The sequence below is a fragment of the Mycobacterium sp. IDUB_28 genome (assembly GCF_055419285.1).
In genome coordinates this window covers 34,855-60,163 of sequence record NZ_JBVAXK010000010.1, presented here as the reverse complement: position 1 = coordinate 60,163, position 25,309 = coordinate 34,855, and the positions used below count along the sequence as shown (strand labels likewise).

Sequence of the window (25,309 nt, the reverse complement as noted above, 5' to 3'; positions counted from 1 at the left end):
TATACCCAAACATGGTGTGCGTGAGTCCCGAAAGGAAGTCATGGTGAGGCGACGGTTATTTACTTTCACTGCAGCAGCGATTGCGGTGCTGCTGACCGTGGCAGCGTGCGGCGACTCAGATAACCCTACCGCGCCGAGCAACACCTTTCGCATGCCTAATACAGCGTCAAGTCCGGCTGAGGGCACTCCTGCGGCGCACAATGCTGACGACGTCACCTTCGCCCAGCGCATGATTGCTCACCACCAGCAAGCAATTCAGATGAGCGAGATCATCCTCGGCAAACAGGGCATCGACGCTCGCGTAATCGACCTCGCCAATAATATCAAGGCGGCCCAAGGCCCCGAGATCCAACAGATGCAGTCCTGGTTGAACCAATGGACGCAGCAAACGCCTGCGACAACTACCCTGAGCGGCACACCCACGACCACGATGCCGGGAATGCCGGGCCACGCCGGCATGCCCGGAATGGAAGGGATGATGTCGGAACAGGACATGCAGGCTCTGCAAAACGCCCAGGGCGTGGAGGCCAGCCGGCTTTTCCTTACCCAGATGATTGCGCATCACCAAGGCGCAATCACCATGGCGCAAAACGAGATTCATTCCGGCCAATACACCCCGGCGGTCACGCTGGCACAATCGATCGTGGCTAATCAGCAACGCGAGATCGACACCATGCAAACCATACTGAAGTCTCTCTAGCGTCCGGCATCGCGACCGCTGGCCCAAGCACTAGTGTGCGCGGCAAGAATCCGCTGTTCACCGGATCTGGCTAACACTCGACCCATCCTCAAACGGCATCCTCGCCAGAGGCGGACGACTCTGCACCCCGACCTGAGCAGCATGACAGCCGAGAGCCCGGCGCCGGGTTATGCCGAGCCACCGGCACTGCCCGAAAGGGGTCGGAGAACAGAGACGAAGGCGAGCAGGCTATGCAGCCAGGCTCTGCTGGACACTCGCGGTGTTGCGGTGGACAGGCCTCCACTTATCCGCAGGCGATCAGCACCCATCAACGGCGATCGCTATCCTTCGGCGACATTCGATCCGGGCCAATATCCCGTCGACCATAGCGCTGGCACAGCCGATCACCGGCGGACGACGAACAGCAGATCGCCACCCTGCACTCCGCGCACCAAGGTTTCTAGTCGGCACACGGGGCTTCTTCTCGTCCACGATGGGCCGATCGGCGGAAAGCCACGCGCTGCAACACAATTCGCGAAGCACGACACGATGCCGGGTTAGGGGCGGCGGCGCCAGGGGGGCGGTCACGTCAAAGCAGTCACCGCAGAACCGCGGGCCTTGGGTATGCAAAAGGTACGTCATGATGTTGGTGATGCCGCGTGCTGTTGCAAGCAAGGGGATATCGCGCTGATAAGCATTCAGTCGGAGCTCACCGAGGTCGGCGCGGCGGATGCGACGTGCGATGACAGGCGTCGCCTGCGGCCGTGAAGCAGGCTAGCAGCGGCCACAGCGATGCAGATCACGGCCGGGATGATCAACGCGTATCCGCCGAGCCGCGCACCGCTCACTATTCCAGCAACGCCGCCCACCAAAAACAGCACCAGCGTCACTGTGAACACGGCAGCCTTCGACTTGTCGATCCCGTGGCGGCGGCTGCGGCCCAGCATCAGCCCAAGGTCGGTGATGGTGCCGGTGAAGTGGGTGGTGCGGATCGCCATTCCGCGAACGCTTGAAGTCAACCCGTTTTGCAGCCCGAGCGCCGCAGCGGCGAACAGCGCCTGGATGACCGCACGATGAATCCCCAGCGCGGCGAGCTGCGCCTTGACGACGGCGTCCTGCACTCCGATGGCGGCGGCAAGCAGCAGGCCCGCTTCTGCGATCAGCACAGCAGCATGCCGCGAGCCGCTCTGCGAGTCGGTGGGCGCCAGGATGGCACCGGCCGCGGTTGTGCCGCTCAAGAAGCCGAGTAGAACCGCCGCGAGCACGTGACCCTCATAGAGCCATGGGTTGGCCGTGTCCATGCCCAATTGAGTGGTGACCCCCGTGATATTGCCCACCGGAAATGCCAAAACCAGAAGGGCCACCGCGTTGACAAAACCGGCCACCGAGGCCAGCACCCCGCTGTAGCCGACCAAAAGTCCCCGGGGTGGCAGCCAACGTTTCTGTCTGCGCATTCGAGCATCAATCCCTTTCTACGATGGCGCTAACGACGGGGGAAGGCAACGACGTACCACAAACCCGCAGGCCTGCGCGGTCGTCGTTGCGAGGGGCCGGTAGGGCCAGCGGAGCCGAGCGGCACAACAAACGTTGTCGCAACGTCGCAGTGCGATCGCCGCGACAGCCCTCAGCCGGCCGTCCCGACGCGTCTTTCCCGCGCGGTTCAAGGGGAATGGCCGGGCCGTTGCTTGACTGCGGTGTAGTCATCTGCTTACCCACTGCCTTCCCGGTCGCTGCGCAACCGGTCGCCCAGGCCGGCGCCGTGCGGGCGTGGCCGAGTTGGTGCTGCAGAGCGCGCCACCCGCTAGCTGGTGTAGGCGGTGTAGTTCAAAGTGGTCATCATGCCGGCGTCCAGGTGATAGCCGTGGTGGCAATGGATCATCCAAGAACCCGGATTGTCGGCGATCAGCACGGCGCGCAGTTTCTGGTTGGGCAGCACGATGACGGTGTCCTTGCGCGCACCCAGGCTGCCGTCGGACTTGATCATCTGGAACGTATGGCCGTGCAGGTGCATGGGGTGATACATCATCGTGGAGTTGGTGAAGACTAGCGTGGCGCGCTGGCCCTGCTTGACGCTCACGGGCGGACTGTCCGGGTAGGGCTTGCCGTTGATGGCCCAGTCGTACTTCATCATTGACCCGGTCAATTCCAGGTCCAGATTCACCGCTGAGGCCGCCGAGCCCAGACTGGCGGCCGGCGGGGCGGTGAAGGTGTCGACCGTACCGACTCGGCCGTTGAGCTCGGTGGGCCGAAAGTTCACATCGGGTGCGCTGCCATTGGCCGTCTTGAGCAGCGCCCGTGCCGCGACCGCTTGCTTACCTTCCGGCATGGCCACGAGTGGGAAGACCCCGTCGCTGGCGGTGACGATGACGTCATAGCGTTCGGCCATGCCGACCAACAAAGCGTCGGTCTCGGTCGGCACAACGGGGAAACCATCAGTGTGGGTGACCGTCATGACGTGGCCCGCCAGGGCCACGCGGAAGACGGTGTCAGCGCCGGCGTTGATGATGCGGATGCGAATGCGCTGGCCCGGCCGAGCATCAAAGGTAGTCGGCGCCGCCGCAATCCGACCGTTGACCAGGTAGTACGGATAGTCGATGTCGCCGGAGTCGCCGCCCAGCAGCGCACTGCTACCCACCGCGGACATCCCAGCCATCTCCTGCTGGCCGGACCCGTGAGCCGGCATGTGCGAGCCCTTGAGCTCGTCGAATAACTGTTGCGGATTCTTGCCGATGCCGTCGGTCCAGTCGTCAAGGACGACAACCCATTCGGCGTCGTAGCGTGCCGCCTCCGCGGGGTCGTCGATGATCACCGGCAGGTAGAGCCCGTAGTCGGTTTGCATGCCGACATGCGGGTGGGCCCAGTAGGTGCCGGGGTGCGGCGCTGAGAACCGATAGGTGAAGTCGCTGTTGGCCGCGATATTCGGGGTAACAGGGAACACGCCGTCCATGTCGTTGCGCAGCGCGATGCCGTGCCAGTGCACCGAGGTGGGGTTGCTGAGCCGGTTTCTGACGGTGACCGCCAGGTCGTCGCCGACATTAGCGCGGAGGGGGGCGCCGGGCAGTGTGTCGCCGTAGGCCAGTGTGCCTGCGATGGGGCCGCCGAGGTCGATCGGGGCCGGCTGCGCCGTGAACGTGGCAGTAACGGTGCGTCCGGTGTGCGGGCGCGCGGCCTCGGCCGCGGCGATAGCTCGTTCCGCGCTGGGCGCAGGATTGCTTCGCCCACATGCCCCCAGCGCCACCGCGGCCCCGCCGGCCACCGAGGCCGTGACAAACGCACGCCGATTCAACAGACCCTCATTCCACACCGATCTCATTACGAGTCCCTCCTCAAACTTTCCCCCTTCGGCCTCTGCCGTGGGCACGTCGCCGAAACCTCTCGACTCACACCGATGTTCGCCGCAGCGCAGTGGCCCAGAACGGCGCTCGCGCGAAACGCGGTGTCGTCCAACCGGTGTCCGGATTCACTGTTAGCCCGCACCACCGCGGCACGCACCAGCGCCTTAGATCCGATCCCGCCCAGGTTCGCTAGCACCTCGAGCGCTGGTCGGCCCGGCCGGGCACTCGTCGGCAGCTGCAGGCTCCAAGTGATGATTGCGGTCAAGGACGTGTAGGGCCAGCGCGGCGGTGACGCCGACCAAAAACAACCCTGCCCAAACCAATGCACCCACACCCAGCTGCCGCGCAGCACCCATCGCCCACCCGGTGAGCAAATTGCCGCCCAAAATTCCCACGCCAACAATGGTGTTGTAGAACCCGTAATGGGTGCCCACGAGCCGGCCTCCGGCCAACGCCATGACCGTGTCCATCTCAAACGGGAAGACCGCGGCGGAGCCGACGGCAAGCATGGCCGCTGACACCAGCAGCGCAACTACCGCCGCGACAACGCCGACCCCAGAACTATCAGGGATAACAAGCAGCGGCAAGAACGAGGCCGCCATGATGGCCAGGCCGATAGCCAGACTGCGCCCGTGGCCCCACCGAGCGGCGAACCAGCGGGTGATGCGCAGCTGTCCGGCGACCGCAACCAGTCCCGACACGACGAAAACCGCTGCCACTAACAGCGTTTGATAGCGCTTAGTCAGCAGTGAGGCCTGCAGCGGAAGGGCGAGATACACCTGGAACGACAACACGTAAGAACCGACCATCGCCAAGGCGAACAACAGAAAAGACCGGTTGCCGACGACGACTCGCCAGTCATCAAGTATCGACGTCTTTTCCCGCGCCGGATCAGCACGGTGCTGCGGCAGCGCCAGCAGCTGGGCCACGGTCAATACCGCAAAGACGCCGGCCGCACCCGCGGCGCTAATGCGGAAATCAATAGCCACCAACATCACTCCGACCAAAGGACCCAGAAGAATCCCGGCCTGGTAGAAGATGTTGAACACTGCGAACGCCTCCACGCGGCGAGCGCCGGAATCGGCGGCCAGATAGGCGCGCACCGCCGGATTGAACAACGCGCCGGCGAAACCGGTGGCTGCCGAGGCAATCAACACCACCGGTAACGAGTGCGCAACGATGAGCAAGGCGAAACCGCCGGTGCGCAGCACACACCCTGCAACAATTAACGGTTTGTAGCCGATTCGGTCGGCCAACGTGCCGCCGACAATGAACATGCCCTGCTGGGAGAAGTTCCGGATACCCAAGACCAGCCCCACAGCCCACCCCGCCAGCCCCAAGGGGCCGGCGAGGTAAGCCGCCAGGTACGGCATCAGCATGTAAAAGCCGAGGTTGATGCCGAATTGGTTGATCATCAGCATCCGGCTGGGCCGGTCGAAGCTGCGGAATTGGGTGATCAATTCCATTACTGCATCGCTCCGGTGGGATCAAGCACGGTGGCACACCGAGTCCAGGATTGCACTACCCGCTGGTTAGGGTGGTCGATGACGTCCGGCTCCTGGGGCGGTAGCTGATCGAGCAGCCCGTGGTCGCGGCAGTAGTCGTCGTTATAGATGGTGTCGAAATACCGTTGCGGCCCATCAGGGAAAACCGCCGCGATGCTGGTATCGGGCGCCATCGTGCGCGCCGCCCACCCAGCAACCAAACCGACCGCACCCACACTCCAGCCGCCACTGGCGTGGTGGGTAGCCGCCAAAGCGCGGGCCGCCCACACCGCCTCAGCCGGCGCCACCCAGTGCACCTCGTCAAACGTCGCATAGTCGACATTGCGCGGATAGATGCTCGAGCCCAAGCCCCGCATCAGTCGACTGGCCGCGGGTTGACCAAAGATCGTCGAACCGACGGTGTCCACCCCGATCACCTTCAGATCGGGGTTGGCCTCGCGCAGCACCCGCGCCACGCCGGCCGAATGCCCCCCGGTGCCCACCGAGCACACCAGCACGTCGATGCGACCGAGTTGGTCGAGCAACTCCAGGGCCAGCGGTCGGTAGGCATCGACATTTTCGGGGTTGCTGTACTGGTTGGGGCACCACGCATCAGGATCGGCGGCCAGTAGCTGGGCGATGCGGTCCTTGCGGGCTTGCTGCCATCCGCCGACCGGGTGCGCTTCGGTGACCAGGTCGACCTCGGCGCCATACGCGCGCAGCATGTTCTGCACGATGGGTTCCATGCCTGGGTCGGTGACCACCGTGACGGGGTGGCCGTACACCATGCCGGCCAGTGCCAGGCCCAGACCCAGTGACCCGCTGGTGGATTCCACAATCCGGGCTCCGGGGCGCAGTTCGCCGCGGGCGCGGGCACGCTCCACCATGTGCACGGCGGGGCGGTCTTTCATGCTGCCCCCGGGGTTGAAAGCTTCCAACTTGGCCCAGAATCCGCGGTCTGCAGCGGTTAACGGCTCCGAGATGCGCAATACCGGGGTGTTACCCACCAGCCCAGCCGGCTGGCGGTGGCTACCCAAGGCGGGGTGGCACTGTCCAGCACTGGGTGCGCGGTTCACGAACGGCAATGACCGGGAACTGCACAACAGACGGGATTCCAACGAGGTCAACGGACGAGAGTGAGAGTTGTTCATGGAAGTGTCGCTTTCTAGCGTGAGGCCGCCCAGCGCGGCCATTGACAACGGGCAGCGGCCACCGGCCGTCGTGGCGATGCACTAACGGCCTGGCGCTAACCAATCAGCGACGCGAAAGACAGAACCGTGTCAATAGATCTTGACCGGTCACCGCAGCAGCGAGTCTTCGTGGCGGACCGCGTCCGGAAAAGGTCGCTTGCCGCCAGAAGAAAGCAACAGCGACCGCGACCACCAGCACAGTGAGGGCTGCCACCGTCGGGGCCGGGGAATGGGGTAGCACCGCGGTAACCAACGCCTCATGGTGACCACCTGGTGACGGGTGGCCCAGATGGGCGTCATCGCTGTGGACCGAAGAGTCAGTACTGTGCGAACTCACCGACACGTGCGCCGGATGAGACGCAGAAGACTCAGACCGCACCACGGCGTGCCCTTGGACCAGCACCCACATCGCAACCGCGGCGACAGCAGCAGTCATCGCCGCGATGACTTGCCACCGGGGTCGCCGGCGCGGAACTTGGGCATTCACAATAGCTTTAGGGTACCAGCGGCCACCGGGCACTGAAAACATGCCTCGGGGCTGCACCCCGATGAGGCGCGGGGTCCGGGATATGCGGCTAGGTAGCACGTACCGGATGGCTGCAGTCGCCGCCGTTAAGTACCCCATACCCCCTGAGGGTACGGGCAGTCGAACGTTTCGGCAAGGGCGCAGCTCGCACCGCACAAATTGCCGAAGACACGCTTTGGGTGCATCACCAAAGGATGGTCAATGACGCGATCCTAGGCGCCGGCTTCCCGGCCCCGCGCTGCGTAGAACTCCACGTGTCAGGTGCGCGGCGTCCGTGGACTGCGCGGCGCCGTCGCGAACAAGTAGCCGACGTCCAGGGCGGTGCCGATTTGTCCATCGTGGTGCCGAAACTCCGAGTCACACTGCTCAGTGTCATCGTCGGTGACGCGGCGCACGGTGGCAAAGCCTCGCAGCGGCACTCATGGTGTACCCTATGCGGGTATGGGGAACATCCGATTAGGGTCGGATGACCGAGGTGTCGCGGCACGCCGACCGCTCAAGTTGCGGTTGGCGGTCGTTGTCGTGGGCGCTGTAGCAGGATTAGCGATTCTTGGCCACTGCGTGCCTTCGCGTATCCCATCGTTGCCTTCGCATGCCCAGCAGCCGCTCTCATCGACATCGCTGCCCGTGGCGCTCGGTGCGGACGCGAATCAGCCGTCTCTTGATCACGTGCTGCCCGCATGCAAGGCGTCCAAGATGTCCGCGGTTGAGGCGGTATCGCAGCCGGCGGCTGCGTCGTTAATCGCGCTCGGCGTTGGTCTGGTGGCACTCGGGGTTAGGGGATGGCTGGCGCCACTAGTTGTACCGGCCGGGCGGAGCCCTCCGGGGGCACCGGCCGCCATTCTCGCCGGTCAAGATCGCCTGACTCGGTTCTGCCTGGCTCGCCGCTGACCGGTCAGCGCCAGGTCGCGGGGCCATGCCCCACGACCACGACTCGATCGATGTCTAACGCCGCGGTTGTGTCGCGGCCTGACCCAAGCGACGATCTCATGCAATATTCAACGTCCGGTGACCTCACGTGTCTCGTCAATCCCACCGAACCGTGTGGCTGCTGGCGCCTTCATCAGACGAAAAAACAGTCCACCGCCCGACGTGGCCGATTCGGCTGCGCTTCCCCGGGGTGCTGCCACGTGCCGGCTACTGACCGCGTGGTGGCGCTCAGCTGGGAGAAGCCGCAAGCAAATGCGGTAGCTCGTCTCACCCGGACGCGCCAGATAGTGGCGGTATGTCAACTTTTTGCCACGCCCGGTAACCGGCTAGCAACCGATCGGCGGGTTGTAACCGCCTGGGATCCGATGACACTCACATCAGCGCCGCCCGCTCCCGTGAATCATGCACGCGGCGGAGGTTTCTCAAGAAAGGCACACACATGTCCTTTGTGACGACAGATCCCGCAGCGCTTGCGTCGGCGGCAGGCGATCTGCAGACCGTGGGTGTAGCGGTGGGGGCCGCAACCGCGGCGGCGGCCGCCCCGACGGCCGGGGTGGTCCCCGCGGCCGCTGACGAAGTCTCGGCGTTAACAGCGGCCCAATTCGCTGCGTACGCGCAGCTTTACCAGCAAGTTTCCGCGCAGGCCACAGCCGTTCATGACCAGTTTGTTGCCGCCTTGGCGACCAGCGCTAGCTCCTATGCCGCTACCGAGGCAGCTAACGCCGCCGCGACCCGCTGACGCGGATCACTACACTCGAAGGGACACGCGAATGGATTTCGGTGCGCTCCCGCCGGAAGTCAACTCCGCCAGGATGTATTGGGGCCCCGGCTCCGGGCCGATGCTTGCTGCCGCGACTGGCTGGGACGAGCTGGCCGCAGAACTATCTTCGGCGGCAACCTCGTATGCCGCGACCATCTCGCGGTTGGCGGCTCTGTCCTGGCAGGGCCCGGCGGCAACGTGGATGGTCTCTGCAGCAGCGCCGTTCGTGGCGTGGATGAGCATGACCGCCACCGAGGCCGAGCACGCGGCCGACCAGGCCCGGGCCGCGGCCGGGGCCTACGCGGCGGCGTTCGCGGCAACCGTGCCGCCGCCGGTGATCGCAGCCAACCGCACCTTACTGATGTCGCTGGTGGCGACCAACATCTTCGGGCAGAACACCCCAGCCATCGCGGCCACCGAGGCCCAGTACGCGGAGATGTGGGCACAAGATGCGATGGCGATGTATGGCTATGCCGGATCGTCGGCAGCCGCGTCAACGTTGACGCCGTTCACCGCGCCGCAGCAGATCACCAATCCGAGCGGACTGGCTGCGCAAGGTGCAGTTGTTGCGCAGGTCACCGGCGTTGCGGCGGCAACGGATACGCAAGCGGCACTGACGCAGCTGACGTCGTCGCTACCCACGGCACTGCAGGGTCTCGCCTCACCGCTGACGTCGGGGTCGCTGTCCTCGGCGCTCAGCGCGATCAACCCAGAGCTGTCAACGATAAGTTCAACCGCGTGGATTGCCAGTGCGGGGCTATCGACCGGAGAGAAACTCAAGAACTTGCTCCCGTCGGCCACCGCGGCATTGACGCCGACTGTTGCTGACGGGCTCGGTTCGGGGGTGCTGGGGTCGCAGGCTGGGGGAGTAGCAGGTCTTGGCGGTGCCAATGCGGCGGTCTCGGCGGGTGTGGGCCGGGCGGGATTGGTGGGGCCGCTGTCGGTGCCACCGAGTTGGACCACCGCCGTACCAGCCAGAGCGGCCGCAGGACTCACCGGCGCCAATGTGAGCGCCGTACCAGCGGCCGACGCAGCCGGGCCAGCCATGTTGGGCGGGCTGCCCTTGGCGGGTGCAGCCGAACGCGGCGCAGCCGGTATCGTGCCCGATGCGCGGTTCTTAGAACGCCCCCCAATGGTGCCCCGCTGGTCCGGCCTGGGATAGCAGGGCTCGCGCGTAAGTCCAGTAGACATACAGAAACGAGAACTTGCAGCTCAATGCCACCAAAGCAGTTGGCGCGTCCGGTTGCCAGGACGGCACTCCACCCGTACCCTATGGGGGTATGAGGTTCGCGCGGAAACAGGCGGTTCCGCCTCGAATAAGTTCGCTGCGCACCATTGGGCCCGACGGGTGCAGTTCTGACGGCCAATCAACAGCTACGCGGTCCACGCCGCGGCGCGCAACTTCGGGCATTGTCCTGCGCCGCTGCGCTTCCGGCGTGCTACGCGCAGGCAACGCACCCCGGCGGTCGCGGTGGCGACTGGTGCTTGCGGCCGGCATCGCGATGTTTCTACTTACCTTGATCGACCACGCCGCAATGCTGCATTCGGAGACTCACCGGTCCCACCAACCACTCACAGGCGCTGCTGTCCGCGGCGGGCGATGCGTTCACCGCCCACGCTGATCACACTTATCTTTTCCATAAGTCATTGACCGAATGTCACGACGCGTTGGCAGCTGTCGTGTTGCCGCGAGAAGCCGCTACGTTGATCGAGCTGGGCGTGGCAGTGGCAGTGGCGGTGATCACCGCGGTACAGGCCAGTCTGAGAGCGCCATTCGTGCGAGGGCCGCCCAAAGTCCCGCGCGCTGCACTTGCCGGGCAAGACCTCTTGACGCGTTTCTGCCTGACTCGTCGCTGATCGATCAGCGTCACTTCGTGGTGCTCTGCACGACGACCGGTGACCGCTGACCGACGTTCAATGCCGCCCCATGCGGCGCACCTGGGAAAGCGACGATCAAATGAACAATGACCTGCCCGGAGCACCTTGTGAACGCTTAAATCCCGCGACAAATACTGCGCAACCGCACCGCAACGGGGGTTTGACCCCACGGCCGCACGACTTAGGGAGGGAACTCAACTCTGCGAGGCGGCGCATCAACGCAGGCCGGCACCGCAAACCCGCCAACCTGGTAGGGAATACACCGGTGTTGTGGATCTCCGAGCCTTTCAGTGACGATCACCGAGGCTTCTGGGCCAAACTGGAAGGCGCCAATCCCGGCGGACTGAAGGACCGCCCAGCCCTACACATGGTGGAACGCGCGCGAGCCCGCGGCGTCTTGCGCCCCGGCGCCCAGATAGTCGAATCCACCAGCGGCACACTAGGCCTGGGTCTCGCGCTAGCGGGGCAGGTACACGATCATCCGGTGACGGTGGTTACCGACCCCGGGATGGAACCGATCGTGCAACACATGCTGGCCGCTTACGGGGTGCGCATCGACATCGTCACCGAGCCGCATCCCAGCGGCGGATGGCAGCAGGCTCGCAAAGCCCGAGTTGCTGAGCTGTTGGCCGCAGACCCGAACGCGTGGAATCCCGACCAGTACAACAACCCCGACAACGTAGACAGCTACCAGGAGATGGCGCTGGAACTGCTCGATCAGCTCGGAAGCATCGATGTCCTGGTCTGCTCGGTGGGCACCGGTGGTCACTCCGCCGGTGTGGCCCACGTGCTGCGCCGAGCCAACCCCAGCCTCAAGTTGATCGGGGTGGATACCGTCGGCTCGACAATCTTTGGTCAACCAGCTGCCGCCAAGCGGTTGATGCGCGGCCTGGGATCCAGCATCTATCCCCGCAACGTCGACTATCCGGCGTTCGCCGAGGCGCACTGGGTAGCGCCCGCCGAAGCGGTGTGGGCGTGCCGCACGCTGGCACGCACCTACTACACCAGCGGAGGATGGAGTGTGGGCGCGGTGGCGCTGGTCGCCGGGTGGGCGGCCCGCACCCACCGACGCGGCACCACGATTGCTGCGGTCTTCCCCGACGGTCCGCTGCGCTACTTCGACACCATCTACAACGACAATTACTGCCGCGAACACGATCTGCTGACCGAGGCCCGGCCCAGCCACCCCGCCGTCATCAGAACTCCAGCTGCAAAGGTGGTGCAATCCTGGACGCGGTGCACCACGGTGGTTGATCCATCCGTCGTTCAGCGGTAGCGGCGCTGGCACAGGCAACGCGCGGACGTATCACTGCGGAAGCGGGATCTCGTTGACTTCTCTCGCAGGCCGGCCGCCAAACCCCTCACACCTGCTCTGGTCCGGCGACTCGGTTACGGTGCCAACCGCCGGCCTCGGTCGCGCAAGCCGTCTGCGCGGGGGGCAACTTGGGGACACATCGCTGAATCGCTGCGGATCAAGCGTTGATAGCGGGGTCGTCTGTGATCTCGCTACCGAGGTGCTCGATGTGATAGACGGCTTCGTCGAGCAGCATGGCGACGTGGTTGTCATAGAGGCTGTAGACCACGCTGCGCCCTGTACGAGTGCCGTTTACCAGGCCTAGGGCACGTAGCAGCCGCAATTGGTGCGACACCGCGGACTGCTCCATCTCGACGGCATCGGACAGCTCAGAGACCGAGCACGCGCCGTGGCGGAGGCGGGTCAGGATCCGCAGCCGGCTCGGTGTCGCCAACGCCTGCAGAGTGGCCGCCACTGACGCGGCCGAGTCAGCGTCCAACTGCGCGGGTGGGGTGGACTTGCCCTGGACTCCGTGACCCATGTCCATCATCCTATCAACGTGCACGAATGAAGACGTATTCATATGATCCTGTATATTGACGGCGCCCCCACCCGCTTGTCCCGGAGGTAGTTCTATGTCGTCTCAGGTGCTAAGCCGCGGCCCTGTCCACGCCGGCGGTGGCGAGGGCACCGCGGTCCGCACGCGGGCGTTCGCGCTGCCCGAGGTGCGGTGGGCAGCGGTCGCTACCGTGTTGTTTGCGCTCGGGGTCGCCACTCAATACGGCGGCGCCGCGGTCTGGGTGTGGTGGGTGTTGTATCTGGCGTGTTATGTCACTGGCGGGTGGGAACCGGGACTGGCCGGTGTGCGGGCATTGCGAAGGCGCACGCTGGATGTGGATCTGCTGATGATTGTCGCGGCCATCTGCGCGGCGGGGATCGGTCAGGTCCTCGACGGCGCGTTGTTGATCGTCATCTTCGCCACGTCCGGCGCGTTGGAAGCGTTCCTGACCCGACGCACCGCCGATTCGGTGCGCAGCCTGTTGAATTTGGCGCCCGAGCGCGCCACCGTGATCACCGCCTCGGGAGATGAAAGGGTGGTGGATGCGGCGGCCCTGGCGGTGGGGGAGGTGATTGTGGTGCGCCCCGGGGAACGCATAGCCGCCGACGGGCAGGTCACCTTCGGTGCCAGCGACGTCGATCAGGCCTCGATCACCGGCGAGCCACTCCCGGTCGCCAAAGGGCTCGGCGATGAAGTGTTCGCCGGCACCCTCAACGGCACCGGTGTGCTGCGGGTTCGAGTGGACCGCGCCGCCGCCGACACTGTGGTGGCCCGCATCGTGGCGATGGTGCAAGGAGCCTCGGCCACCAAAGCCAACGCGCAACTGTTCATCGAGAAGGTCGAGCAGTACTACTCGCTCGGGGTGGTAGCGACTACCGTGCTCGTCTTTCTCGTCCCGCTGGCGCTCGGCGCCGCAGTGCAACCGTCGCTGTTGCGGGCCATGACGTTCATGATCGTGGCCTCACCCTGTGCAGTGGTGCTCGCGACCATGCCGCCCTTGCTGTCAGCGATGGCCAACGCCGGCCGGCACGGGGTATTGGTCAAATCCGCGGTCGTGATGGAACGGCTGGGGTCGGTCTCCCTGGTGGCGTTCGATAAGACCGGCACCCTCACGCGAGGCACACCCGAGCTGTCTGACATCCGACCTCTTCGTGGCGCCGGCCTGGACGCCGAGGAATTGCTCACCTTGGCTGCGGCCACCGAACACCCTAGCGAACATCCTCTGGGCGCCGCGGTGGTGGGCGCGGCCACCGATCGCGGATTGACACTGCCGATGATCGACGCGTTCGAATCGGCTCCCGGCCGGGGCGTGCGCGCGGTGGTCGATGGCCGCCAGGTGGTGGTGGGCAGCCCGACGCAGCTGTTGGCCACCGGTCCGAGCAGTGCGGCGTCGGCCCGGGCCGCTGCGGTGGTGGCCGGGTTGGAAGCCGAAGGCAAGACCGCAGTCGTCGTGCTGGTCGACGACGACGCGGTCGGTGTGCTGGGCCTCGACGACCAAGTCCGTGTCGACGGCGCTGAGACCGTGACCGCGTTGACCGCGCTGACCGGTGCGACGCCGGTGCTGTTGACCGGTGACAACGCGCGCGCCGCCACCGCACTTGCCGGGCGGGTTGGCATCCACGATGTGCGCGCCGGATTGCTGCCGCAGGATAAGGTCGGCGCCGTGCGCGAATTCGATGACCGCGGCCATCGGGTGCTGCTGGTCGGCGACGGCGTCAACGACGCCCCAGCGCTGGCTGCCTCGCACACGGGAATCGCCATGGGCCGGGCCGGTTCTGATCTGGCGCTGGAAACCGCCGACGCCGTCGTCGTCCGCGATGAGCTGGCGACCATTCCGAAGGTGATCATGTTGTCGCGGCGGGCGCGCCGAGTCGTCATCGCCAACCTGGTCATCGCGTCGAGCTTTATCACCGTGTTGGTGTTGTGGGACCTGCTTGGTCACCTACCTCTGCCGCTGGGGGTCGCCGGACACGAAGGATCCACCGTCATCGTGGGCCTCAACGGAATGCGACTGCTGTCCCGCCGCGCCTGGCGACTTCCGACCCGGTCGGCGAGTCGCGCATAGCCGCTGGCCTGACCGGCGGTTGGCCGCGCAGGAGCCGGCGCATCCGTCCCGGTCGAGTCAGCCTGCGGTCAGTATCGGCAGCGACATCATCGTCGCCGTCACCGCGCCGGCCGCGCTCAGGGGCTCCCGTTGTACTGACGGGTCTTGATGACTCGTGGGCTCCGGCGTCGCGGGCCCGATGGCCGCCAGCGGTCACGGTGTGAAGAGCCGACCTCATGCGTGGGGTATCAACGAGCCAGGGCAGAAGAAGCCGGTCGGCTATTTGGTCGGGTCGGGCCAGCGTAGGTGGTTTCGGTCAATGACGAAGACGTGGGTGTGCTGCACGCGACCGCCCTGCATGGTCGTGGCGTCGTCGAGATGATGAGAGTCGGTCGTGGCGTCGTCGTGGGTGTGAGTAAGTTCCTCGGGATCGGTTCGGGGCCACAGCAATAGCGCAGCAACCGCGCCCACCGCGGCGATCGCCTCCAGCATCGTCCAGGCGGTGCGGAAGCCGGCCAAGGTGGCGACCCAGCCTGCGATCGGATAAGTCAGCAGCCAGCACAGGTGCGACAGGGAGAACTGGGCGGCGAACACTGCGGGCCGATCCGCTGGAGTCGACGAGCGGCGCAACACCCGGCCGACCGGGGTCAAGACGAGACTCATCCCGGCCCCGATCAGCGTCCAGATCACCAAGGCCGCGCTCCAGCGCTGATCTGCGTGGGTCGCGGTCAGGCCGATCGCGCCAGCGGCGCCGAAGACCAGCAGCACCCCGCCGGCCATCATGACGTTTCGCTCGGGCACCCGGCGCAGCACCGGGGGCAGCAGCAAGGCGACGAGCATCGTGCCGGTCCCGCCGGCGGCGAGCAGCCACGCGACATTGGCTTGAGAGCGACCCAGTGCGTCGCGCACATAGTTGACGGTGTTGACCATGATGATGGAGCCGGCTGCGGCCACGGCCAGGTTCAGGGCGAGCACACCTCGCAGCCGCGGGGTCGCGGCGAAGATGCGGATCCCGGCTGCGATCTTGTCCCAGGCGCTCGCGCGTGGGTTGCGAGACGCGTCAGGGATTCGGGTGCCGATCACCAACACTGCCGAGATCAAGAACCCAATCACCGTCCCAAGGAACAGCCAATGGAAACTCATCACCGTCAACAGCAATGCGGCCACCACCGGGCTGAGCAGGTTTTCCATGGTGGAGGCAAGCTGGGAGGCCGAAAGTGCTGCGGTGTAGTCAGATTCATCGGTCACCACCTCGGGGATGACCGCCTGAAAGGTCGGGGTAAACGCCGCTGACGCTGACTGCAACACCGCGATCAGCACATAGATCTGCCAGACCTGGTCGATGAACGGCAGCGCCATGACCACCGTTGCTCGGATCACATCCAAACTCACCAGCATGAGCCGGCGGGGGAACCGGTCAGCATGTGCCGCGGCGATCGGCGCCACCGCCACATAGGCGATCATTTTGATCGCCAGCGCCGTTCCCAGCACAGCGGCGGCGTCAGCACCGGCCAACTGGTACGCCAGCAATCCCAACGCCACGGTGGTCAGCCCGGTCCCGAACAACGCGACGACTTGGGCGGCGAACAAACGCCGGTAGTCGCGGTAGCTGAACAACGACATGCTCAGTCCTTTCATGCTTCATCAGGCCACGACGGCGCGGTCGCCAGTGAGAACCCTTGTCCACCAACGAGTCTCGCGAGGGTGGACTCGCCAGCCAGGAGGCCAACGGCGAGCTAGGGCGACGGCTGGTTGTGGGCTTTTCTGGCCGGCTGTCTGGTTAGTGGGTGCACAGCAGCGTCGGCGCGATGATGCGGCGGGACGTCGTGCCCGGCATGCTCAGCGTTAAACACCGCATCGGTTACCAACTGGCGGACATGCTCGTTTTCCAGGCTGTAATAGATGGTCGTGCCCGATCGACGAGTGCACACCAACCGCGCCATGCGCAGCTTGGCCAGATGCTGAGACACCGACGGCGCAGGCTTGCCCAGTCGCTCGGCCAACTCAGTGACCGACAACTCCTGACTAGTCAGCGCCCACAACAACTGAATCCGAGTGAGATCGGCCAACATTCGGAACACTTCGACGATAAGGTCGGCGTGGTCGTCGTCCAAGCAGTCACGTGCGTTACCTGCATTCATACGCAGATAATAGCCTACGCAGGATGGTCTGGAGCGCGGCCGGTCTCAGCGCGCCGAGTCGGTCTGGGCAGGAACAGCAGTCGGCGATTCCGGAATAGCTTCGTCGCCGCGGGTAGGATTGCCGCCGATTGCGCGCACCGGACCTGTCTGACACTGCGCGGTTGGCGACCAGAAATCGGTAGCTGACACACGAAGTGCTCGTGCGACCTCCGATACGGTCGGCGCAGCAGGGTCCCCGCCGCTCCTTAGCCCGCTAGCCTGACCACCCTGCCATTGCCCCGGTCGGCGACGTAGACATTGCCGGCGTGATCCACTGCCACTGCGAGGGGGGTGTTGAGGCCGGTGAACGGTAGCACGGTTTGGGCGGTCGACCCCGCCGCCAATCTTACGACCTCGTTGTTCTCCTGATCGGTGACATAGACGTTGCCACGGGTATCGACCGCAAGACCCCACGGCAAAGTGAAACCGGTGAACGGTAGCACGGTTTGCGCAGTGGACCCCGAGGCCAGCTTCACCACTCGGTCGTTATCAGAGTCAGTGACATAGACGTTGCCTAGGGTATCGACCGCCACATCATCGGGGTTCTTGAGGCCATCGAAGGGCAGCACCACTTGGTTGCTAGATCCCGCCGCCAATTTCAGCACCCGGCTACCGCCCCGGTCAGCAACGTATACGGTGCCCTCGCTGTCAACTTCCACGCCCTCGGGATAATTCAGACCGGTAAACGGCAACTCAGTTTGGGTGTGTGATCCGGCGGTCAACTTCAGCACTCGGTTGTTGAAGTCGGCGACGTAGACGCTGCCCGCGGCGTCAACCGCTACGCCCTGGGGTTCGTAGAGGCCGTTAAAGGGCAGCAATGTTGCGGTTCCTGTCCCGGCGGCCAATTTCACCACCCGTCCGTACATGCCTTGATTAGTGACGTATACGTTTCCGGCGCCGTCCACCGCCACCCCTCCTGGGGTGAGGCTGAGGTTGAGGCCGGCGAACGCCACCACGGTTTGCCCAGTGGTTGGCTTCGACGGGGTCGCGCGCTGCGTTCCCAGATATCCTGCGACGCCGAGAGCAGTGATCAGCAAAAGTGCAGCGGCGCCGATCACGGCCCGACGCTTGCCTGTGCGGCGCGCGCGGGGCGCACCGGGTGTGAGGGTGGGCTCGAAGGCGTGAGGAGGTGGGCTCACGGGCGGCGAGCTCGCCGAGCCAGCGGCGTAGGGGAGCCGTGGTTGACCCCAGCTGCTAGTGGAGGTCTCTGGTACAACGGGACGGGCCATCGTCTCGGCGCCTGGCGCGGGTTCAAAGGCGACCGCTGACGGTTTCGCCAGCAAAGGATCGACATCTGAGACTGCGTGAGGGGCCCACAGACCAGCCGGCCCGTTATCGACGGCGCGGGCCGCGAGCGTCGGGTTATCGCCGTGCTGCAGGATGGTGGCTTCTTGCTGCCGCTCGGGTGCGGTCAGCGCGTCGTGCGCAGCGGCGGCCAGTTCACCTGCCGTGCGGAAGCGATGCTCGGGTTGTTTGGCCATGCCTCGTGCGATCACCGGGTCGAAGGCCACGGGGACCACGCCGGGTCGCAGCCGACTGGGCTGCGGTGGCGGTTCAAGCAAATGCGCTGCAACGATGCGTTCGAGGCTGTTAGCCCGATACGGCGGCCCCCCGGTCAAACACTCACTCAACACACAGGCCAATGCATAGATGTCGGCGCGATAGCTGACCGCGTCGGCGGTGAACCGTTCCGGGGCCATGTAATTGTAGGTTCCCATCGCGGTCCCGGTCTGCGTGAGTCCGGGATCGCTGACCGCGCGGGCGATACCAAAATCCACCAGATAGGCAAAATCGCTGGCCGTGATCAGGATGTTTTCCGGTTTGACATCGCGGTGGATTACACCGATCGCGTGCGCGGCGTCTAGCGCGGCGGCGATCTGACGTACGACGGCCACCGCTCGAGGAGGACTTAACGAGCCGGATCGCTGCAGAAGGGTCGACAGGTCGATGCCGTCAATCAAGCGCATCTCGACATAGAAGTGCCCGTTGATCTCGCCGTAGTCATGGATCGGCACCACATGAGGTTCGTTCAGCCGTCCCGCGGCGTCGGCCTCGCGTTGTATTCGCGCCCGCAACACCGGGTCGTCGGAATAGCGCGTCGAGATCAGCTTTAGTGCCACGACCCGTTGCTTGCGCGTGTCCTGGGCCTGGTAAACCTCGCCCATGCCGCCGCGCCCCAGAAGCCGAATCAGGTGGTAGTGACCGAAACGCGACCCTGCCCGCGCACCCGGCTCGGTGCCGCTCACCGTGGACACTCCACACGCCCGAGCGCGCTTGCCCTCACTTCGGAGTCGGTAGCGGCTCGCCGGGAGAATTGATGATGTCCAAGGGGCATGAAAGGTCCTCCCAATGTTGCCACTGACAGCACGCCACCGACGCCATCGTTACCCGAGGCGGGGGAGTAGATGCCCTGGCCGAGCGCCGGGCGGATTTCGACGTCGCGCGGTCGGCGGCGTGGTTGGGTGCGGTGTGTGTCTAATGGCACCGATGTGATCATCCTTGATACTTGGCCGTATTCGTGATGCGAACCGGCCGACCAGCACGCGTGCTCCGCTAGGCGCCGTCGCCCGCAACGACACTGATTGCTGTCAGCATGATCGCACTGTCGCGACAACCAACTTTGGGTCGCAGGGTCGGCGGCCGTCGTGGAACAGCCCAAACGGGGCGCCGCATCAGCGGAGCTGATTCGCCGTCCGCCGGCGAGGCGCTGGTGACCTGTTTTCATGCGATGAGGTTCACGACCGTCGTCACCTTCGCTTGCAACGAACTCGGTAGAGGAAGGTAACCGTACTGGTCCAATCCCTGCTGTCCGATACCGATAGTGGACTGCATAAACGCTTTGACCGCTGCGCCGGTCCGGGATTCAACATAAGTGGAACAGACGATCTCGTAGGTCACTAGCACAATTGGGTAGGCGCCGGCCTGCGTCGGCCGGTAGAACGAGGACGTGTCAACCACCAAGTCGTTGCCCGCAGCCGTGAACGCGACACTGGCAAGTGTTTTGCCGACCGTGTCGGTGGTGATGGCCACCGGATCAGGGCTCGCAGAGGTAACAATCTGGGCAATGTTCAACTGACGGGCCATCGCGAAACCCCATTCGGTATAGGTTATCGATCCCTCCGTTCTGCGCACTGCACCCGAGGTGCCATCGTTTCCGCTGGCAGCGTCGCCGACGCCGCCGTTGAATGTCTGGCCGGCGCCTTTGCCCCACGCCCCGTTCGATGCACCGTCGAGGTAGCGCTGGAAATTGTCTGTGGTGCCGGACGACTCGCTGTCGAAGACGACGTGAATGAGTGTCGTGGGCAGATTCGCAGTGGAATTGAGCGCCTTAATCGCCGGATCGTTCCAACGAGTAATGGTGCCGTTAAAGATCTTCGCGATCGTGGGACCGTCCAGATTCAACGAAACGACGCCGCCGATGTTGAACGCCACAGCGATCGGCCCAAATCCCATGGGCAGGTCCCATGCCGGCGAACCGCAGCGCTTGGCGGCACTGTCTGGCTCGCCCTTCGATGGGTCCATCGGTGAGTCGGAACCTGCGAGATCGGTTTCGCCGGCAATGAAATCCTGCATCCCAGCACCGGATCCATTAGCGTGGTAATCCAGCGAGAAGCCCGGACACGCTCGGATGTAAGCGACAACCAAATGTTCCATCGCGTTCTTTTGGGCGGTTGACCCGCTTGCCTCTAGTTGTTTCTTGCCGCCGCAGTTCGCCGGCGCCGACCCGATACTGGCCCGCGACGATGACGAGGGGCTTGTGTTGCTGTCGCAGCCCGAGGACACCAGCACGCTAAGAACGACCAGGCTGACCGCAGCGCTCATTCGACGGCCGTTCACAGCACGCCTTGGAGAGGTCGCGGCAGCTGAGACGTCGAGTTCGTCGCCACCGAGCAGCACAGACTGCGGGCCATCGTGGTTCGCGCGGACGCACCGTTGATAGTGACAGCGGTGGAGGCGGTGGCTCGACTCGCGTACGAGCACCTGATCGGAAGCGTCGAGAGCATTAGCGGTTCGCGCTGGCGCTGATGACGTAATCGTGAACTCCTGCGGTTGCGGTCTGTTGCCCGCGGATGGATCGCATCATGGGAGGCGTCCTTGAGCTTGGGCGTTTCGCTGGGACGAGCGCAGATTGGGCTGGTCATCTCAAAGCGCTGCCGGCCAGCCACTGGTTCCACGGCACACTCCAGTCGCCGTTTTGCCAGATAGCCAAGGGCGCGCCTCCGGTGTTGCGGACTTCGACGACGTCGCCTGGCTGGGAGAACTGGTAGAACCAGCGGGCGTTGTCAGCGTTGAGGTTTAGACAGCCGTGGGACACATTGGTGTTGCCCTGCGCCCACACCGTGTCGTCGAGTTCATGGAGGTAGATACCGTCGGTACTGATGCGGGTGGCGTAATTGATGGTTTCGCGGTAGCCGAGACGCGAGTTGAGCGGCAAACCGTAGGTCGACGAGTCCATCACGACGGCCCTGGCCTTATCCATAACGGTGTAGACACCGGGTTGGGTCCAAAAGCTGAATGTGTGCCCGCCGATGGTTTGACTGCCGCCCATGCCCATGGAAGTCGGCATGGTGCGCACAAGATTCCCATTCTCATAAACGGTGACCTGCTTGGTGGCATCGTCGGCGACCGTCAGGTGGGCATCGCCGACGCGCAACCTCACTCGGGCGTCTTCTTGACCATAGAGCCCATCGCCGAGGGCAACACCGTAGAGATCGGCGGCTACGGTGATGATGGTTCCCGGCGAGTAGTAACGCTGCGGGCGCCAATGCGCAGTCTGCTCATCGACCCACGTCCAGGCCCCGTCAAGCGGCGGATTGGTGATGACTCGCAGAGACCGCTCCGCGGCCGCACGATTGGGAATGTGTTCATCGAAACGGGCCACAACAACGGTGCCCACGCCATAGGTGTCGCCGTCGCGCAGTGGGGTGTCAGCGGTGGTGGTGAGCCGCACCGCTGATTGTCTGACCGGCACAACCGTGGAAAAGCTGGATGTCAGGGTCGTGGTGATGGTGGTATCGCTGCCGCGGCCGACGATCTTCAGCGTGTAGGTGCGCCCGAAACCTAGGGGCATGCTGGGCTTCCAGGTCCTGTTGTCGGATGTCAGGACACCATCGATTTCGTTACCGGCTTCATTGACCATCTGCACTGCCACCAGCGAGCCCGCGGTAGCGGTCACGGCGACGGGGGTCCGCGGGTCGACGTCACGGGCGCCGGAGCCGGAGAGATCGTCACTGTTGCGGGATGCGGCGACGGTTGGCGCGAGACCGTGCGACAGCGCGCGGCGCGGCGCCGGCCGGACACGACTGCGTACGGCACATCGTGGGAGCCGCGACCACTGCGATCAATGCTGCCGCCGCCACCAGCGGCGCGCCAATCCACCTTGTACACCGACTGCTGCGTGCCATCAGGGTTTCTCCGCGGTTTCAGGGTGTCAGCGGACGCATCTCACCGCCCGGACAGACACTGCATATCTACGTACCAACATCATAGATCAGACTGCCGGTGCCCTAGGGGGGTATAGTAGACGAGGGGTGGTCGGAGTGGTCGAGCTGCACCACACTATGGCGCACGTCAACGGCGGTTGGCGGGTCGAAGGTATGAGAGACGCCGCCGCGCTCGTGCAACTAGCTAGGTCGTGGACTGTCGGCTCGTAGCACCGTCGAAATCCTATATCGACCAATATGTTTGGTTTCCCTAACGCGTAGGTTCCCATCAGAGGGAGGAGGAGCGGGTGCGGTCCTTATCGCCGACCTACGCCGTCGATGTAGCCGAAGCGCTAAGCGGTTTGCCGTGAGTCGCTGTCGAGCCGGCAGGCATTCCTTCGCGCCTGGGTGCCGGCGCGCATCGCCCGCAGGATCCGACGCCGCTAACTCGCGCACGATCCGGCATCCCGGCTCGGTGGTAACGGGGGTACGTCGCGACTCGGCTGTAATGTTCACCAATCGATCGGAATCCAATGATGTCCGCGAGGCAGCAACCAAGGATGTCGCGGTGAACGTAGCCATACCCGGGCTGTGACAAGCCGACTCGACATGATACGCGAGGTTCACGTTTTGATCGACGGATACAGGGAATGCCTTGCCTGCAGGTTGAGTGATCAGTTTGAGGTGTGCCGAATTCAGCGAGATTTTCGCAAAAATGCCGAATATGCCGTGGCCGCGTCTTAAGTGACGGCCGCAATTAGGTCCTGTGGAGTTCGCATGCCAATCGCCTATCACAAGCAAGCCTCCGGTGCCCAATCACCGCGAGCCCAGAGTCTGCCGTTCGACTGTCGCGGCGCTTACATAAGAGCCTATTCGCGCTGCGAATCCTTTGTTTTATTAGCATTCACCGGCGTCTTCGACATCCCAAACGTGGACCCAGTAAGCGATTTCATTCGCAGCTTTGTCGGAACGGGGCGACCCCTCGTACTGGACCTGTACGATGCTGCTTTCGTCGGCAATTCGGCCGTGCGCGCCTTATCCGTAATCGCTGAAGATTGCCTGCGAACAGATACCGACTGGGCGCTGATCGTCAACGCTGAATCGGGGGCACTGCGCAATGAACAGTCCCTTCCGCTCGTGGATTCGCTAGGTGAAGCGCTAGGCCGCGTGGCGATAGCGGCAAAAAAAGTGAGACGACGATCCCCGCGACTGTGCGCAGGCCGCCAACGCAACCCCAATCCCTGGACCGCAGCCGCTACGGGGTCAATCGCGACTCCGAGATGAGTGACCACACGAACCGCCTACCGCCGCTACCATCCGGTGATGCGGGGGGCGGCGGGGCCCGCCGCGACCAATGAGTTCGTCGTCAACGACGCCTTGGTATCCGCGAGCGCACCCGGCACTGATGCCGGCCTGCCAACTGAAGATCCGCGACGCCGAGAGCAGTCAGCACGTTCGTCAACCGCGCGCCAAGACCGGCGTGCTGCCGCGCGAGGGTGACTAGGTCACCGTCGCAATACCGTCTTTCTGGTGTCTGATACCCCGCTGGTTCTGTACCGGGGCCAACAAACGGCACAGCGCCACCGCTTCGCGCTGACATACGCTATGCGGCTGGCGCAGCCAGTTTCGCGAACCGACGTACTGCAACGGTGCGTATCTGGGTACCTTTTCTGATTATCTGCCGTTTAATCACTGGTACGACCATTTTAACGTGCAGTAGAGCGCCGGTGTCCGCGAATTCCCGTGTATGATGGCTCTGAGCATACTTTGGGACACGTACACAATGATTACGGAAATCATTATCAGCGCCGCGGTCGTTGCGTTTGCCTCTGTCGGGTTGGCGCCGACGATCTCTACAGAGCCCCCCTCGTTCGGCGTGCTCAGTTGCAGCGGCGACTGTCGGGAATTACATGCGCCTGGCACCGTGGCTCTCAAACGAGAGATAGAACTGGGAGTGCTGGAAGGTGAGCTCTCGGCGCCAAGCAAGCCTTGCGGCGAATATCCGAATTCTAGCTGACAATGCATTGGGTATAAGCCGCCGAAGATTTCTTTGATCGCTGGTGGGTGTAGCAATCCGCCGACCGCGAGCAGCGGTAGCTGTGCCGAGTCCGTTGTCGCCGTCTCTGCTCCGTCGCCGCACTGCGTGCTGGCTCCCACCTAGTCCTCTACCGCGGTACCCGACGGGGGTAGGGTCTGCAGTCCTTGGCCGGGGCTCCTAGTAAGCGATACGCAAACGGATCTACGAAAACGCCGAGTGGACATATAGGGGCTGCCGGGATTGGATCTACACCGGTCTACTTGGCCGAGACCGGCGACGGTGACGTGAACCGACAGGAGACATTACATATGGTGCGAACCTTTGGCATTTGGAGGCAGCATCGCACCCGTCCGCAGTTGCAAAACAGAAGCCAAGCACCTGCGCGCCAGCAGCGAGGTTAAATGGTCCGCGTTACCATGATTACTCAGGAGCGAACAAGTCGTGCGATAGCCGCGGATGCTTCGGCCAGTTTTTCGTCTGCTTGTCTTCCTCCTTTCTGAATTGCTTCGGTTATGCAGTTCTCGAGGTGGTCGTCGAGCAAGTGGAGTGCCACGGACCGCAAAGCACTGCTCACCGCGCTAATTTGAGTGAGTATATCGATGCAGTACTTGTCCTCGTCAATCATTTTCGCGATGCCGCGAACTTGGCCTTCAATTTTGCGCAATCGTTTGGCATGACCGTCCTTATTTGTGGCATATCCGGACGTCGGCTTCATTTGAACTCCTGGACTCCGATCATAGGGTCGTCGCTGCAGTGCCGCGTGGTGGGCAGGGTTGACATCCAATGACGTCTGCGCTCGTGTGGCCATCGTACCTAACGTTCTAATGATCTTTGTTCTTCGTGTCCCTCCGGGCAGGCGTCGACGGCGCAAAATGGTACGCCCGGGAAACATTTTCGCGGCAGAGGTGTGCTTCGGCCTTCCCCATCCTCCGTAGAGGACGTCGCCTTACCGGCAGGTGACACACCGCGCGGAGTTGAATTAGATTTAC

General features: G+C 64.0%; 20 protein-coding genes. 8 read left to right on the top strand and 12 right to left on the bottom strand.

Translation table 11 applies throughout. From position 1 onward, the window contains the following. The first annotated feature begins 40 nt into the window (after positions 1-40). Positions 41-700: a DUF305 domain-containing protein gene (locus tag ACZYZ9_RS20285; protein WP_463828067.1), complete on the top strand. Its 660-nt coding sequence runs from the start codon at positions 41-43 to the stop codon at positions 698-700. A gap of 677 nt (positions 701-1,377) precedes the next feature. Here the strand turns inward: ACZYZ9_RS20285 and ACZYZ9_RS20280 are convergent. The 5 genes from ACZYZ9_RS20280 to lpqS (ACZYZ9_RS20260) form a co-directional block, all read right to left on the bottom strand. Then, entirely contained in the window at positions 1,378-2,133 is a 756-nt protein-coding gene (locus tag ACZYZ9_RS20280; RefSeq protein WP_463828066.1) for a YoaK family protein, read from the bottom strand. A 347-nt stretch (positions 2,134-2,480) separates the two neighbouring features. Next, positions 2,481-3,992, bottom strand: a complete 1,512-nt coding sequence (locus ACZYZ9_RS20275) for a multicopper oxidase family protein (protein WP_463828065.1) — start codon at positions 3,990-3,992, stop codon at positions 2,481-2,483. Between the two features lie 186 nt (positions 3,993-4,178). Further along, positions 4,179-5,480: an MFS transporter gene (locus ACZYZ9_RS20270; RefSeq protein WP_463828064.1), complete on the bottom strand. Its 1,302-nt coding sequence runs from the start codon at positions 5,478-5,480 to the stop codon at positions 4,179-4,181. Further along, the gene (locus ACZYZ9_RS20265) at positions 5,480-6,691 is read right to left on the bottom strand and encodes a PLP-dependent cysteine synthase family protein (protein ID WP_463828063.1); all 1,212 of its coding nucleotides are present in this window, start codon (positions 6,689-6,691) and stop codon (positions 5,480-5,482) included. Before ACZYZ9_RS20265 ends, ACZYZ9_RS20270 begins: the two co-directional genes overlap by 1 nt. A gap of 61 nt (positions 6,692-6,752) precedes the next feature. Continuing rightward, a complete protein-coding gene (gene lpqS / locus ACZYZ9_RS20260; protein ID WP_463828062.1) occupies positions 6,753-7,124 on the bottom strand; it encodes a putative copper homeostasis (lipo)protein LpqS in 372 nt (123 codons plus the stop codon). Positions 7,125-7,655: 531 nt separating this feature from the next. Between lpqS (ACZYZ9_RS20260) and lpqS (ACZYZ9_RS20255) the strand changes: the two genes are divergently transcribed. The 5 genes from lpqS (ACZYZ9_RS20255) to ACZYZ9_RS20235 all read left to right on the top strand — a co-directional run bounded on the left by lpqS (ACZYZ9_RS20255) (position 7,656) and on the right by ACZYZ9_RS20235 (position 12,058). Next, complete coding sequence (lpqS, locus tag ACZYZ9_RS20255; RefSeq protein WP_463828061.1) at positions 7,656-8,105, top strand: putative copper homeostasis (lipo)protein LpqS; 450 nt, start codon at positions 7,656-7,658, stop codon at positions 8,103-8,105. 478 nt (positions 8,106-8,583) lie between these two features. Then, complete coding sequence (locus ACZYZ9_RS20250) at positions 8,584-8,883, top strand: PE family protein (RefSeq protein WP_463828060.1); 300 nt, start codon at positions 8,584-8,586, stop codon at positions 8,881-8,883. A 31-nt stretch (positions 8,884-8,914) separates the two neighbouring features. Next, on the top strand, positions 8,915-10,066 hold the full coding sequence (locus tag ACZYZ9_RS20245) for a PPE family protein (protein WP_463828059.1): 1,152 nt from the start codon (positions 8,915-8,917) through the stop codon (positions 10,064-10,066). Between the two features lie 380 nt (positions 10,067-10,446). Beyond that, positions 10,447-10,761 carry a putative copper homeostasis (lipo)protein LpqS gene (gene lpqS, locus ACZYZ9_RS20240; protein ID WP_463828195.1) on the top strand — a complete coding sequence of 105 codons (315 nt, stop codon included), beginning with the start codon at positions 10,447-10,449 and terminating at the stop codon, positions 10,759-10,761. A 235-nt stretch (positions 10,762-10,996) separates the two neighbouring features. Continuing rightward, a complete protein-coding gene (locus tag ACZYZ9_RS20235) occupies positions 10,997-12,058 on the top strand; it encodes a PLP-dependent cysteine synthase family protein (protein WP_463828194.1) in 1,062 nt (353 codons plus the stop codon). 196 nt (positions 12,059-12,254) lie between these two features. Here ACZYZ9_RS20235 and ACZYZ9_RS20230 read toward each other — a convergent pair whose 3' ends face one another. Further along, the gene (locus tag ACZYZ9_RS20230; RefSeq protein ID WP_074343297.1) at positions 12,255-12,617 is read right to left on the bottom strand and encodes an ArsR/SmtB family transcription factor; all 363 of its coding nucleotides are present in this window, start codon (positions 12,615-12,617) and stop codon (positions 12,255-12,257) included. 94 nt (positions 12,618-12,711) lie between these two features. Between ACZYZ9_RS20230 and ACZYZ9_RS20225 the strand changes: the two genes are divergently transcribed. Further along, positions 12,712-14,700 carry a heavy metal translocating P-type ATPase gene (locus ACZYZ9_RS20225; protein WP_074343292.1) on the top strand — a complete coding sequence of 663 codons (1,989 nt, stop codon included), beginning with the start codon at positions 12,712-12,714 and terminating at the stop codon, positions 14,698-14,700. Between the two features lie 258 nt (positions 14,701-14,958). Here ACZYZ9_RS20225 and ACZYZ9_RS20220 read toward each other — a convergent pair whose 3' ends face one another. The 5 genes from ACZYZ9_RS20220 to ACZYZ9_RS20200 all read right to left on the bottom strand — a co-directional run bounded on the left by ACZYZ9_RS20220 (position 14,959) and on the right by ACZYZ9_RS20200 (position 22,035). Further along, the gene (locus ACZYZ9_RS20220) at positions 14,959-16,302 is read right to left on the bottom strand and encodes an MFS transporter (RefSeq protein ID WP_074343296.1); all 1,344 of its coding nucleotides are present in this window, start codon (positions 16,300-16,302) and stop codon (positions 14,959-14,961) included. Positions 16,303-16,415: 113 nt separating this feature from the next. Further along, positions 16,416-16,820 carry an ArsR/SmtB family transcription factor gene (locus ACZYZ9_RS20215; protein ID WP_074343291.1) on the bottom strand — a complete coding sequence of 135 codons (405 nt, stop codon included), beginning with the start codon at positions 16,818-16,820 and terminating at the stop codon, positions 16,416-16,418. A 245-nt stretch (positions 16,821-17,065) separates the two neighbouring features. Then, positions 17,066-19,105 (bottom strand): serine/threonine-protein kinase PknD, encoded by a 2,040-nt coding sequence (locus tag ACZYZ9_RS20210; protein ID WP_463828058.1) that lies wholly within the window; start codon positions 19,103-19,105, stop codon positions 17,066-17,068. A gap of 475 nt (positions 19,106-19,580) precedes the next feature. Continuing rightward, the gene (pstS, locus tag ACZYZ9_RS20205) at positions 19,581-20,696 is read right to left on the bottom strand and encodes a phosphate ABC transporter substrate-binding protein PstS (protein WP_463828057.1); all 1,116 of its coding nucleotides are present in this window, start codon (positions 20,694-20,696) and stop codon (positions 19,581-19,583) included. 301 nt (positions 20,697-20,997) lie between these two features. Continuing rightward, positions 20,998-22,035 (bottom strand): L,D-transpeptidase, encoded by a 1,038-nt coding sequence (locus ACZYZ9_RS20200; protein WP_463828056.1) that lies wholly within the window; start codon positions 22,033-22,035, stop codon positions 20,998-21,000. Positions 22,036-23,059: 1,024 nt separating this feature from the next. Between ACZYZ9_RS20200 and ACZYZ9_RS20195 the strand changes: the two genes are divergently transcribed. Beyond that, positions 23,060-23,566 (top strand): STAS domain-containing protein, encoded by a 507-nt coding sequence (locus ACZYZ9_RS20195; protein ID WP_463828055.1) that lies wholly within the window; start codon positions 23,060-23,062, stop codon positions 23,564-23,566. 1,178 nt (positions 23,567-24,744) lie between these two features. Here the strand turns inward: ACZYZ9_RS20195 and ACZYZ9_RS20190 are convergent. After that, the gene (locus ACZYZ9_RS20190; RefSeq protein ID WP_463828054.1) at positions 24,745-25,035 is read right to left on the bottom strand and encodes a metal-sensitive transcriptional regulator; all 291 of its coding nucleotides are present in this window, start codon (positions 25,033-25,035) and stop codon (positions 24,745-24,747) included. Positions 25,036-25,309: the final 274 nt, after the last annotated feature.

What these genes read in the sequence shown, in the direction of transcription:
- ACZYZ9_RS20285 (WP_463828067.1), top strand. Translation starts at nt 41, where the DNA reads ATGGTGAGGCGACGGTTATTTACTTTCACTGCAGCAGCGATTGCGGTG.
- ACZYZ9_RS20280 (WP_463828066.1), bottom strand. Translation starts at nt 2,133, where the DNA reads ATGCGCAGACAGAAACGTTGGCTGCCACCCCGGGGACTTTTGGTCGGC.
- ACZYZ9_RS20275 (WP_463828065.1), bottom strand. Translation starts at nt 3,992, where the DNA reads ATGAGATCGGTGTGGAATGAGGGTCTGTTGAATCGGCGTGCGTTTGTC.
- ACZYZ9_RS20270 (WP_463828064.1), bottom strand. Translation starts at nt 5,480, where the DNA reads ATGGAATTGATCACCCAATTCCGCAGCTTCGACCGGCCCAGCCGGATG.
- ACZYZ9_RS20265 (WP_463828063.1), bottom strand. Translation starts at nt 6,691, where the DNA reads ATGGCCGCGCTGGGCGGCCTCACGCTAGAAAGCGACACTTCCATGAAC.
- lpqS (WP_463828062.1), bottom strand. Translation starts at nt 7,124, where the DNA reads ATGACTGCTGCTGTCGCCGCGGTTGCGATGTGGGTGCTGGTCCAAGGG.
- lpqS (WP_463828061.1), top strand. Translation starts at nt 7,656, where the DNA reads ATGGGGAACATCCGATTAGGGTCGGATGACCGAGGTGTCGCGGCACGC.
- ACZYZ9_RS20250 (WP_463828060.1), top strand. Translation starts at nt 8,584, where the DNA reads ATGTCCTTTGTGACGACAGATCCCGCAGCGCTTGCGTCGGCGGCAGGC.
- ACZYZ9_RS20245 (WP_463828059.1), top strand. Translation starts at nt 8,915, where the DNA reads ATGGATTTCGGTGCGCTCCCGCCGGAAGTCAACTCCGCCAGGATGTAT.
- ACZYZ9_RS20230 (WP_074343297.1), bottom strand. Translation starts at nt 12,617, where the DNA reads ATGGGTCACGGAGTCCAGGGCAAGTCCACCCCACCCGCGCAGTTGGAC.
- ACZYZ9_RS20225 (WP_074343292.1), top strand. Translation starts at nt 12,712, where the DNA reads ATGTCGTCTCAGGTGCTAAGCCGCGGCCCTGTCCACGCCGGCGGTGGC.
- ACZYZ9_RS20220 (WP_074343296.1), bottom strand. Translation starts at nt 16,302, where the DNA reads ATGTCGTTGTTCAGCTACCGCGACTACCGGCGTTTGTTCGCCGCCCAA.
- ACZYZ9_RS20215 (WP_074343291.1), bottom strand. Translation starts at nt 16,820, where the DNA reads ATGAATGCAGGTAACGCACGTGACTGCTTGGACGACGACCACGCCGAC.
- ACZYZ9_RS20195 (WP_463828055.1), top strand. Translation starts at nt 23,060, where the DNA reads ATGCCAATCGCCTATCACAAGCAAGCCTCCGGTGCCCAATCACCGCGA.
- ACZYZ9_RS20190 (WP_463828054.1), bottom strand. Translation starts at nt 25,035, where the DNA reads ATGAAGCCGACGTCCGGATATGCCACAAATAAGGACGGTCATGCCAAA.